At 46.7% G+C, this 1,177-nt stretch carries 1 protein-coding gene; it reads left to right on the top strand.

Annotated features, from left to right (window positions below):
• A partial coding sequence (locus tag ACS8FC_RS14560; protein WP_439297288.1) for a tetratricopeptide repeat protein occupies positions 1 to 1,177 on the top strand: 1,177 nt, incomplete at both ends.

Below are 1,177 nucleotides of genomic sequence, written 5' to 3'. Positions count from 1 at the left end.
AGATGAGTCGCTTGAGAGCCTACAGCGTATTGATACACTATTGTCTCAGGTACGCCGTGACATGATGAAAGGCGGTATATGGAACGAGGCGACATTACTGGTCGATGAACACTATCGCAACTTTATGGTGTTTTTAGGATTTTATGCAGGTCGTGTATTGGCACAGCAGTGGGAAAACAGACCACGCTGGTATGGTCAGTTTGAGCTACGCAAGCGTTATCCGGAGTTGTCATTGATTACCGATGACTTTTATCAGCATATGGCGGTTGGCTATGGTGATAATAATGCGACTACTGATGCTCTGCCTTTATTTTTTGCATTAGAGCCCATAGGGCTGCGTCTATTTGGCAATATTGATCGGCCGTTTAAAGCGGCACAAGGCGGGCAAGTAGCTGGTGGGTTGTATCAAGCCGTTCATGCTCGGTTACCAGAGCCCTCTGATCAACCTCACTATCCAGATAAGAAAATGGCAACACACCACACTATAGCAAACAGCCGTTCAATTATAGAACAAAATAAGAGTATCAGCGTGTCTCCATCGGTTGAGCATCGTGAGCAAATTGATGGCAGTGTGTTGAGTGACAGTAACAAGGCAAACGAACTTAATATCGTACCAGCTGACACTAATCAGCCTTCTTCTGTAGCTATCATGCCTGACCCATCGGTGAGCGCTGCATTGCACCAACCAGAGCTTCAAGTAAAACCTGAATTGACAAAGTCAGAGTCGCCAGTCATTAAGCCTAAGGCATCTGTAAAAACTCCACCGACACCAGAAATGTTTACGCAGCTGCTCATAGAGCTAGACGAGATTGAGGTGCCGCAACTAGCAGGCGTGACTGAATATCAGCAAGCTTGCAAAGTTCTCGATCAGTTTGAGCAGCATATTGCCAAACAGGACAAACCGCGTAGCCAAGTTGTCTTTTCAGACAATCATGTAGCAGCAAAAAATAAAGCATTGCTAGCATTACAGGCGGCTGCAGAAGCGGGTAACACGGCTGCCATGCTGCGCTTGGCGATGTACGAGTTGCTTGGCGAAGGACTCACGGCAGATGATGAGAAAGCTAAAAAATCTGGTGTAGAATGGGTGAAGCAAGCTGCTAGCAAAAATGATAGCCGTGCCCAGCGTTTACTTAGCAAGCTGTACTATCAAGGGGTAGGCGTGCCGCAAGATATTGAT

The sequence above is a fragment of the Psychrobacter sp. 1Y4 genome (assembly GCF_051847555.1).
This window is presented reverse-complemented; position numbering and strand designations above follow the sequence as displayed.